Source organism: Roseisolibacter sp. H3M3-2 (genome assembly GCF_029211165.1).
Taxonomy (GTDB): Bacteria; Gemmatimonadota; Gemmatimonadetes; order Gemmatimonadales; family Gemmatimonadaceae; genus Roseisolibacter.
This window is the reverse complement of record NZ_JARGEK010000159.1, coordinates 1-10,078: the sequence shown is the minus strand read 5'-3', so window position 1 is coordinate 10,078 and position 10,078 is coordinate 1. Positions and strand designations below refer to the sequence as shown.

The window sequence follows — 10,078 nt, the reverse complement described above, 5'->3', positions numbered from 1 at the left end:
GGGTCGGCGGCGGTGCCGGCGCCCGGGGCGGCCGCCTGCGCAGCGCCGGTGAGCAGCGCGCGCAGCGTGCCGAGCACCTCCGCCATCGCCGGCGGCGCCAGCGCCAGCGCCTTCCAGTAGCGCGCCAGCTCGGCCACCGGGTCGGCGACCAGCGCCGGCGCCGAGATCGCGGGCACGCCGGCGGGGGGCGTGACGCCGAGCAGCGTGCCCACGTGCGCGCCCGCGGCGCCGAGGCCGGCGAGCGCGCTCGCCAGCGCGTCGTTCACCACCGTGCCGGCGGCGTCCAGCGCGGCGTCGGGGGACGACAGGTCGAGGCGCGGGTACGCGCGCCCGCCGAGGACGACGTCCTCCAGCGTCAGCACGAAGGCGGGGCGCCGCTCCTCGGCGGTCAGCCCGCGCACCGCGACGCCCACGTGCACGCTCGCGATCGCGGGGTCGCCCGTCAGCAGCGGCGGGCCGCCGGCGTCGGCGCCCTCGACCACCTCGGCGCGCGCGTCGGCGAGCGCGACCACGCTGCCGGCCTGCGTGTCGGCGCGCAGCAGGTCGGCCGCCAGGCGCACGCGCGCGCCCGCGCGCGGCGCCAGCGACAGCTCGGCCCACGGCGTGAGCACCGGGTGCCCGCCCGTCCCCGGCGCGACGCGCACGCCGATCGCGAAGGTCACCGGCCCCGCCGTCGCCGAGACCGCGGTGCGCGGCACGTCCACGTCCGCGCCGGTGAGCAGGGCGAGCTGCTGCAGCCAGGCGGCGCGCGCGGTGGTGTCGAGCAGCACCCCCTCGACCCAGCCCACGAGCGCGGGGATCCCGCGCGTCGTGAGGTCGGCCAGCGGGAGCGGCGGGAGGTTCGCCACCTCGCGCAGGCCGAGCAGCCCGGTGAGCGCCGCGAACGGCCGCAGCGCCGGCTGCGTGACGTCGAGCGCCTCGGCCTGCGCGCGCACGAGGCCGACGATCAGCGCCATCGCCTCCTGCTGCAGCGACTCCGCGTCGTCGCCGTCCACCACGAAGGTGCGCGGGGCCGGCGCGCCGGGGAGCTGCAGGTCGCGCAGGGTGAGCGCGAACGCGACCGGGTCGGCCGGCGCCGTCGGCACGCCGAGGCCGAGCGCGAAGCCGCCGAGCGACGCCTCGCCGGCCGGCGGCGCGCCCTCGCGCAGCGTCAGGTCCACGGACAGCTCGACGCGCCCGCCGGGGCGTCCGAGGAGCAGCCAGCCGGGGAGCCCGCCCGAGTCGGCCGGGGGCGCGGCGTCGCCGCGCGCGAGCTGGAAGAGCGGGACGTGTACGCGCGTCGCCACCGCGGGCGCGCCGCCGGTCGCGTGCTCGAGCGCGACGCCGAGGCGCACCGTGCTCCCCATCGGCCGCACGACGGCGTAGATCGTCACCTGCGGCGACGTCTCGCGGAACAGCGGCACCCAGGTCGCGCCGTCGCGCGTGTCCCGGTCGGGGGCGCCGAGCACCTCGTCGACGAAGGCGAGCAGGGCGTCGCGCTGCCCGTCGTCGGCGAGCACGGTGCGCAGCCCGCGCGGGTTGCCGGTGCCGCTCCCGGGGGGGCGCCCCACCGGGTCGGCGAACCACGCGGGGTTCGGGTTCCCCGCGTCGTCCAACAGGCCGAGCGCGCTGGCGAGCTGCGCGAAGGCGTCGAGCTGCGTCCCGGTGAAGCTCATCGCGCGGTCCTCGTGCCGAGGTCGATGCGGGGGGCGGGCTGCACGAGCAGGAGGCGCGCGTCGGCGGCGACGGCGAGCGGGACGAACGGGCGCCCCTGCGCGTCCTTGCCGGCCTGCGCCGCGAGCTGCTGCGCGAGGTGCACGAGCGCCTCCCACGCGAACGCGGCGATCGCCTCCGACCAGAGCCCGGCGATCAGCGGCGGCGCGGCGACGCGGTCGAACGTCGTCATCACGAGCCCCGCGGGGCGCTGCGGCGTGCCGACGGCGATCGGCACCGGCACGGTGACCGGCTTCTCGACCTGGTCGCACGACACCGGGACGCCGACGGTGACGAGCCCCGGCGCGCAGGCGAGCGTGACGCCGAACGCGTCGACCTGCAGCTCGCTGTCGCCCTGCGTCCACACGAAGGCGCCGGTGGAGCGCGGCGGGAGGTCGGCGACGAACCGGATCGTGGTGCGGAGGATCCGGGTCGCCTCCTCGGCGGGGACGCGCAGCAGCTTGGTCGTCGTCGCGGCGGCGGCGGCGCGCGCGGGCGTACGCGCGGCGGGGCGCGTGGTGGCGCGGGGCATGGTCGTCCTGCGGATGGAGGAGAGCGCGCGGGGGCGGTGCCGATGCGCCGGACGCTGCGGGCTGCGGACCGCGGGTTGGAATCCGCAGCCCGCAGCCCGCAGCGTCCGGCGCGTTCAGCTCCCGTCGCGCCGCGCCGACGCCCGGCGGTAGACCCGCAGCGCCGCGACCGCGACCGCCCCGGTGCCCGCCGCGAGCGCCGCGAGCGCGACGTCGAGCAGCGCGAACCACGGGCTGCGCGCGAGCTCCCCGCTCACGTAGGCGGCGAGGAGGCCGACGGCGACGGCGCCGGCGCCGAGCACGGGCGCGGCGGCGAGGCCGCGCGCGCTCACGAGGGCGCCCCAGAGGACGCCGAGGACGACGGGGAACCACTCGTCCATGCACACCTCCGCACGCGGTCACGGGCGCGCGGGACCACGCGGCGCGACACGGCATCGTGCGCGCACGCGCGATCGTGAACGACGCATCAGCGTCGCCGCGCGGACGCCACCATACGACATCCGCGCGCGCGCGTCCAGTCGCAAACCCGCGAACGGCGCGCGCGCGGCGCGCCGCGTCCGCGCGTCCGTGTGCCGCGCGTCACACCGCCGCGCGTGGCGAGCGCGAGCGCTACGCGCGCGTCACGCGCGCGCTGCCGTCACTCCGACGTCACACGTCGTCGCGCGCGCGCAGCGGGCCCGGGCGTGCGCGGCGGCGCTCGGTCACGCGCTGCAACGCCGCCAGCAGCGCGTCGGCGCTCAGCGGCTTCTCGACGAACGCGTCGTGCGGCCCCGCGTCGGCGGGCGGCGCCTGGTCGGAGTAGCCCGACACGAACACCACCGGCACCGCCGGGTCCTCCGCGCGCACCACCGCCACCAGCTCGCGCCCGCCCATCTCGGGCATGCGCAGGTCGCTGACGACCGCGTCCACGCGCGCGCGGTTCGCGCGCCACACCAGCAGCGCGTCGGCGCCGTGCCGCGCCTCCAGCACCGCGCACCCGCGGCGCTCCAGCATGCGGCGCATCGCGACGCGCACCGGCGACTCGTCCTCCACCAGCAGCACCGTCAGCGCGTGCGCGCCGGGGGACGGCGCGGCGTGCGCGTGCTCGCCCCCGTCGGCGTCCGTCGCGTCGGGCGGGAGGAGGATGGTGAACGCCGCCCCGCGCCCCGGCGCGCTCTCCACGCGGATCGCGCCCCCGGCCTGCTGCACGATCCCGAACGCGGTCGCGAGCCCGAGCCCCGTCCCCGCGCCCACGGCCTTGGTCGTGAAGAACGGCTCGAACACGTGCGCGCGCGTCGCCGCGTCCATCCCGTGCCCCGTGTCGCGCACGACGAGGCGCACCCACTCGCCGGCCGTCACGCCGTCCCCCCACGCGCGCGCCTCGGCGGCGGTGAGCGCCACGCTCCCGACCTCGAGCCGCAGCGTGCCCCCCGTCCCCGCGTGCCCGTGCAGCGGCGTCAGCATCGCGTCGCGCGCGTTCACCGCGAGGTTCATCAGCACCTGCTCCAGCTGCCCCGGGTCGGCGTTCACCGGCGGCACCCCCTCGGCGACCTGCACGGCCAGCGCGATCTCCTCGCCGATCACGCGCCGCAGCATCTTCTCGGCGCCGCGCACCAGCTCGCCCAGCGCCACCTGCTGCGGGCGCACCGGCTGCTTGCGGCTGAACGTCAGCAGCTGCCGCACCAGCGCCCGCGCGCGCTCCGACGCGTGCGCGATCTCGACGAGGTCGGGGCGCACCGGGTGGTCGGGCGGCAGGTCCTGCTGCACGAACTCCAGGTTCCCGCCGATCACCGTCAGCAGGTTGTTGAAGTCGTGCGCGATCCCGCCGGCGAGCTGGCCGACCGCCTCCATCTTCTGCGCCTGCCGCAGCCGCTCCTCCAGCGCGCGGCGCTCCTCCTCGGCGCGCACCTGGTCGGTGACGTCGATCCACGTGCAGTACGACAGCCGCCGCCCCGCCGACTCGAACGGGCGCGTGGTGACGAGCACCTCGCGCGCCTCGCCCGCCTTCGTGAGGTGGCGCCGCCGGAACTGCAGCCGCCCGTCGCCGTCGGCCGCCGACGCGATCAGCGCGCGCACCGCGTCGCGCTCCCCCGGCGCCTCCAGCTCGGCGGCCGTCAGCTCGGCGAACTCCGCGCGGGTGTAGCCGAGCGTCGCGCACGCGTCGTCGTTGAACGAGACGAAGCGCAGCGTCTCGGGGTCGAGGACGCCCATGCTCCCCGGCATCGCGTCGAACGACGCGCGGAACCACGCCTCGCTCTCGCGCGCCGCCGCCAGCGCCTCGGCCAGCGCGGCGTCGGTCGCGCGGCGCGCGGTCACGTCCTCGATCGTCCCCACGACGCCGACGTACGTCCCCGCGGCGTCGCGCAGCGGCGCCGAGCGGCCGTGCACCCAGCGCACGCGCCCGTCCTCGAGCACCAGGCGGTACGGCTGCTCGAACTCGCGCTCCGCGCGCAGCGCCTCGGTCCACGCCCCGAGCAGCGTCGGCAGGTCGTCGGGGTGCACGCGCGCCGTCCACCCGTGCCCGGCGATCGCCTCCGCGGGGACGCCCCAGATCTCGGCCAGCCGCGGGTTCGCGTACGTGACCGCGCCGTCGAGCCCCGCGTGGAAGATCCCGACCGGCGAGCACGCGCTGAGCGAGCGGAAGCGCTCCTCCGCCTCGGCGACCGCGCGCTCGGCGGCGCGGCTGGCGGTGACGTCGGTGAGCGTGCCGACCATGCGCAGCGCGCGCCCCGCGGCGTCGCGCGCCACCACGCGCCCGCGGCCGAGCAGCCAGCGCCAGCTCCCGTCGCGGTGGCGGACGCGGTACTCCGCCGCCTGGTGCGGCGCCTCGCCGCGCACGTGCGCGGCGAGGCGCCGCACCAGGCGGCGGAGTACCGCGTCCGCCACCGCGACGGGAGCTGGCGCTGGCTGCTCGGCCGCGGGCGCGTGGTGGCGCGCGACGCCGCGGGGCGCGCGCTGCGCATGGTCGGCACGCTCACCGACGTCACCGCCAGCCGCGCCGCCGAGCGCGCGGTCGCCGAGGCGGAGGAGCGCTTCCGCTCGCTCAGCGCGTGCTCGCCGGTCGGGATCTTCCACGCGGGGCTCGACGGCGCGGTCACGTACGCGAACCCGCGGCTGGCCGAGATCTGGGGCGTCCCCGCGGAGGCGATCGCCGGGCACGGGTGGACGGCGCGCGTGCACCCCGACGACCTGCCGACGCTGCTCGGGGCGTGGACCGAGGCGCTGCGCGCGGAGCGCGAGTTCGAGCAGCCGTACCGCCTGGTGCTCGAGGACGGGCGCGTGCGCTGGGTGCACGGCCGCTCGGCGCCGCTGCGCGACGCCGCGGGGACGTACGTCGGCGTCGTGGGGACGATCGAGGACGTGACCGCGCGCCGCGCGACCGACGCCGCGCTGGCCGAGGCGCTGGCGGCGGCGCGCGAGAGCGAGGCGTGGTTCCGCGCGTCGTTCGACGCGATGCCGGGGAGCATGGGCGTCCTCGACCCCGAGACGCTGCGCTTCGTCTCGTTCAACGACGACGCGTGCGCGACGCTCGGCTACACCCGCGCGGAGTTCGCCGAGCTGACGGCCGCCGAGCTGGAGGCGCCGGGGGAGCGCGACGCGGTGCGCGCGCTGATCGCGTCGGCGGCCGACGGCGACGGGCGGCTGCAGTTCCGGCGGCGCCACCTCACGAAGGCGGGCGAGGCGCGCGAGGTGCTCGTCACCACGCGCCCGTTCGAGTCGGCGGGGCGGCGGCTGTCGTACTGCACGTGGATCGACGTCACCGACCAGGTGCGCGCCGAGGAGGAGCGCCGCGCGCTGGAGGAGCGGCTGCGGCAGGCGCAGAAGATGGAGGCGGTCGGCCAGCTCGCCGGCGGGATCGCGCACGACTTCAACAACCTGCTGACGGTGATCGGCGGGAACCTGGAGTTCGTGCAGCAGGACCTGCCGCCCGACCACCCGGTGCGCCCCGACCTCGTCGAGATCGCGCACGCGTCGGAGCGCGCGCGGGCGCTGGTGCGGCAGCTGCTGACGTTCAGCCGCAAGCAGCCGGTGCGCCCGCAGCAGGTGGCGCTGGGCGAGCTGGTGCGCGGCGCCGAGAAGATGCTGCGGCGCGTGATCGGCGAGGAGATCGCGCTGGCCGTGCAGGTCGCCGAGGGGGTGCCGCCGGTGAACGCCGACCCGGGGCAGCTGGAGCAGGTGCTGATGAACCTCGCGGTGAACGCGCGCGACGCGATGCTGACGCCGCTGCACGGGCACGCGGGGACGGGGGGCACGCTGCGGCTCGAGGTCGGGAGCGTGGCGCTCACCGCCGCCGAGGCGCGCGCGTGGGGGGACGGCGTGACGGCCGGCGAGTGGGTGCGCCTCGTCGTGCGCGACACGGGGCACGGGATGGACGCGGCGACGCGCGCGCACGTGTTCGAGCCGTTCTTCACGACCAAGGCCGTGGGCGCGGGGACGGGGCTCGGGCTCGCGACCGCGTTCGGGATCGTGCAGCAGGCCGGGGGCGCGATCCGCGTGGAGAGCGCGCCGGGGCGCGGGGCGGCGTTCACCATCCTCCTCCCGCCCGACGCGACGGACGCCGACGGGGGCGAGCACGCGCACGCCGCGCCGTCCCCCGGCGCGCACGCGCTGACGGTGCTGCTGGTGGAGGACGAGTCGCCGGTGCGCGTCGCGATGCGCCGCATGCTGGAGCGCCGCGGGTGCGCGGTGCTGGAGGCGCGGCACGGCGCCGACGCGCTGCTGGTGTGGCGCGCGAACCGCGCGCGCGTGGACGCGGTCGTCAGCGACCTGCGCATGCCCGAGATGGGCGGGCGCGAGCTGGTGGCGGTGGTGCGCGCGGAGGACCCGGCGGTGCCGGTGGTGTTCGTGTCGGGCTACTCCGACCAGGCGCCGCCCGCCGACGCGGGGCCGCACGACGCGTTCGTCGAGAAGCCGCTGAGCGCCGACGCGCTGCTGGCGGCGTTGCAGCGCGTGACCGAGCGCCGCCGCGCACGCCCGGGCCCGCTGCGCGCGCGCGACGACGTGTGACGTCGGAGTGACGGCAGCGCGCGCGTGACGCGCGCGTAGCGCTCGCGCTCGCCACGCGCGGCGGTGTGACGCGCGGCACACGGACGCGCGGACGCGGCGCGCCGCGCGCGCGCCGTTCGCGGGTTTGCGACTGGACGCGCGCGCGCGGATGTCGTATGGTGGCGTCCGCGCGGCGACGCTGATGCGTCGTTCACGATCGCGCGTGCGCGCACGATGCCGTGTCGCGCCGCGTGGTCCCGCGCGCCCGTGACCGCGTGCGGAGGTGTGCATGGACGAGTGGTTCCCCGTCGTCCTCGGCGTCCTCTGGGGCGCCCTCGTGAGCGCGCGCGGCCTCGCCGCCGCGCCCGTGCTCGGCGCCGGCGCCGTCGCCGTCGGCCTCCTCGCCGCCTACGTGAGCGGGGAGCTCGCGCGCAGCCCGTGGTTCGCGCTGCTCGACGTCGCGCTCGCGGCGCTCGCGGCGGGCACCGGGGCGGTCGCGGTCGCGGCGCTGCGGGTCTACCGCCGGGCGTCGGCGCGGCGCGACGGGAGCTGAACGCGCCGGACGCTGCGGGCTGCGGGCTGCGGATTCCAACCCGCGGTCCGCAGCCCGCAGCGTCCGGCGCATCGGCACCGCCCCCGCGCGCTCTCCTCCATCCGCAGGACGACCATGCCCCGCGCCACCACGCGCCCCGCCGCGCGTACGCCCGCGCGCGCCGCCGCCGCCGCGACGACGACCAAGCTGCTGCGCGTCCCCGCCGAGGAGGCGACCCGGATCCTCCGCACCACGATCCGGTTCGTCGCCGACCTCCCGCCGCGCTCCACCGGCGCCTTCGTGTGGACGCAGGGCGACAGCGAGCTGCAGGTCGACGCGTTCGGCGTCACGCTCGCCTGCGCGCCGGGGCTCGTCACCGTCGGCGTCCCGGTGTCGTGCGACCAGGTCGAGAAGCCGGTCACCGTGCCGGTGCCGATCGCCGTCGGCACGCCGCAGCGCCCCGCGGGGCTCGTGATGACGACGTTCGACCGCGTCGCCGCGCCGCCGCTGATCGCCGGGCTCTGGTCGGAGGCGATCGCCGCGTTCGCGTGGGAGGCGCTCGTGCACCTCGCGCAGCAGCTCGCGGCGCAGGCCGGCAAGGACGCGCAGGGGCGCCCGTTCGTCCCGCTCGCCGTCGCCGCCGACGCGCGCCTCCTGCTCGTGCAGCCCGCCCCCCGCATCGACCTCGGCACGAGGACCGCGCGATGAGCTTCACCGGGACGCAGCTCGACGCCTTCGCGCAGCTCGCCAGCGCGCTCGGCCTGTTGGACGACGCGGGGAACCCGAACCCCGCGTGGTTCGCCGACCCGGTGGGGCGCCCCCCCGGGAGCGGCACCGGCAACCCGCGCGGGCTGCGCACCGTGCTCGCCGACGACGGGCAGCGCGACGCCCTGCTCGCCTTCGTCGACGAGGTGCTCGGCGCCCCCGACCGGGACACGCGCGACGGCGCGACCTGGGTGCCGCTGTTCCGCGAGACGTCGCCGCAGGTGACGATCTACGCCGTCGTGCGGCCGATGGGGAGCACGGTGCGCCTCGGCGTCGCGCTCGAGCACGCGACCGGCGGCGCGCCCGCGGTGGCGACGCGCGTACACGTCCCGCTCTTCCAGCTCGCGCGCGGCGACGCCGCGCCCCCGGCCGACTCGGGCGGGCTCCCCGGCTGGCTGCTCCTCGGACGCCCCGGCGGGCGCGTCGAGCTGTCCGTGGACCTGACGCTGCGCGAGGGCGCGCCGCCGGCCGGCGAGGCGTCGCTCGGCGGCTTCGCGCTCGGCCTCGGCGTGCCGACGGCGCCGGCCGACCCGGTCGCGTTCGCGCTCACCCTGCGCGACCTGCAGCTCCCCGGCGCGCCGGCCCCGCGCACCTTCGTGGTGGACGGCGACGACGCGGAGTCGCTGCAGCAGGAGGCGATGGCGCTGATCGTCGGCCTCGTGCGCGCGCAGGCCGAGGCGCTCGACGTCACGCAGCCGGCGCTGCGGCCGTTCGCGGCGCTCACCGGGCTGCTCGGCCTGCGCGAGGTGGCGAACCTCCCGCCGCTCCCGCTGGCCGACCTCACGACGCGCGGGATCCCCGCGCTCGTGGGCTGGGTCGAGGGGGTGCTGCTCGACACCACCGCGCGCGCCGCCTGGCTGCAGCAGCTCGCCCTGCTCACCGGCGCGGACGTGGACGTGCCGCGCACCGCGGTCTCGGCGACGGCGGGGCCGGTGACCTTCGCGATCGGCGTGCGCGTCGCGCCGGGGACGGGCGGGCACCCGGTGCTCACGCCGTGGGCCGAGCTGTCGCTGGCGCCGCGCGCGGGCGCGCGCGTGCGCCTGGCGGCCGACCTGCTGCGCGCCGACACGCAGGCCGGCAGCGTGGTCGCGCTCGCCGACGCGCGCGCCGAGGTGGTCGAGGGCGCCGACGCCGGCGGCCCGCCGCTGCTGACGGGCGACCCCGCGATCGCGAGCGTGCACGTGGGCGTCGCGGTGCGCGGGCTGACCGCCGAGGAGCGGCGCCCCGCCTTCGTGCTGACGCTGGAGGACGTCGTCCTCGGCGGGCGCGCGTACCCGCGCCTCGACCTGTCGTCCCCCGACGCCGCGCTGGACGCCGCCGGCACGGTGGTGAACGACGCGCTGGCGAGCGCGCTCGCCGGCCTCGGCGCCGCGGGCGCGCACGTGGGCACGCTGCTCGGCGTCACGCCCCCCGCCGGCGTGCCCGCGATCTCGGCGCCGGCGCTGGTCGCCGACCCGGTGGCCGAGCTGGCGCGCTACTGGAAGGCGCTGGCGCTGGCGCCGCCGGCGATGGCGGAGGTGCTCGGCACGCTGCGCGCGCTGCTCACCGGCGCTGCGCAGGCGGCCGCCCCGGGCGCCGGCACCGCCGCCGACCC

Annotated in this window: 6 protein-coding genes and 2 pseudogenes; 4 read left to right on the top strand and 4 right to left on the bottom strand. The window is 78.5% G+C overall.

From position 1 onward, the window contains the following. The 4 genes and pseudogenes from PYV61_RS13910 to PYV61_RS13895 form a co-directional block, all read right to left on the bottom strand. Positions 1-1,655: pseudogene (locus tag PYV61_RS13910) on the bottom strand (hypothetical protein); the annotation flags it as partial. Beyond that, positions 1,652-2,224: a hypothetical protein gene (locus PYV61_RS13905; protein WP_275832516.1), complete on the bottom strand. Its 573-nt coding sequence runs from the start codon at positions 2,222-2,224 to the stop codon at positions 1,652-1,654. The pseudogene PYV61_RS13910 and the gene PYV61_RS13905, both read right to left, overlap by 4 nt. A gap of 114 nt (positions 2,225-2,338) precedes the next feature. After that, the gene (locus tag PYV61_RS13900) at positions 2,339-2,602 is read right to left on the bottom strand and encodes a hypothetical protein (RefSeq protein WP_275832518.1); all 264 of its coding nucleotides are present in this window, start codon (positions 2,600-2,602) and stop codon (positions 2,339-2,341) included. A gap of 268 nt (positions 2,603-2,870) precedes the next feature. After that, positions 2,871-5,060: a PAS domain S-box protein gene (locus PYV61_RS13895; protein ID WP_275832521.1), complete on the bottom strand. Its 2,190-nt coding sequence runs from the start codon at positions 5,058-5,060 to the stop codon at positions 2,871-2,873. Between PYV61_RS13895 and PYV61_RS13890 the strand changes: the two genes are divergently transcribed. From PYV61_RS13890 to PYV61_RS13875, 4 genes and pseudogenes are all read left to right on the top strand, one after another. Beyond that, on the top strand, positions 5,019-7,208 hold the full coding sequence (locus tag PYV61_RS13890) for a PAS domain S-box protein (RefSeq protein WP_275832521.1): 2,190 nt from the start codon (positions 5,019-5,021) through the stop codon (positions 7,206-7,208). The two genes, PYV61_RS13895 and PYV61_RS13890, sit on opposite strands and share 42 nt — an antisense overlap. A gap of 268 nt (positions 7,209-7,476) precedes the next feature. After that, positions 7,477-7,740, top strand: coding sequence for a hypothetical protein (locus PYV61_RS13885; RefSeq protein WP_275832518.1), 264 nt, complete (start codon positions 7,477-7,479; stop codon positions 7,738-7,740). 114 nt (positions 7,741-7,854) lie between these two features. After that, on the top strand, positions 7,855-8,427 hold the full coding sequence (locus PYV61_RS13880; RefSeq protein ID WP_275832516.1) for a hypothetical protein: 573 nt from the start codon (positions 7,855-7,857) through the stop codon (positions 8,425-8,427). Then, a pseudogene (locus PYV61_RS13875) lies at positions 8,424-10,078 on the top strand (hypothetical protein); the annotation flags it as partial. The gene PYV61_RS13880 and the pseudogene PYV61_RS13875, both read left to right, overlap by 4 nt.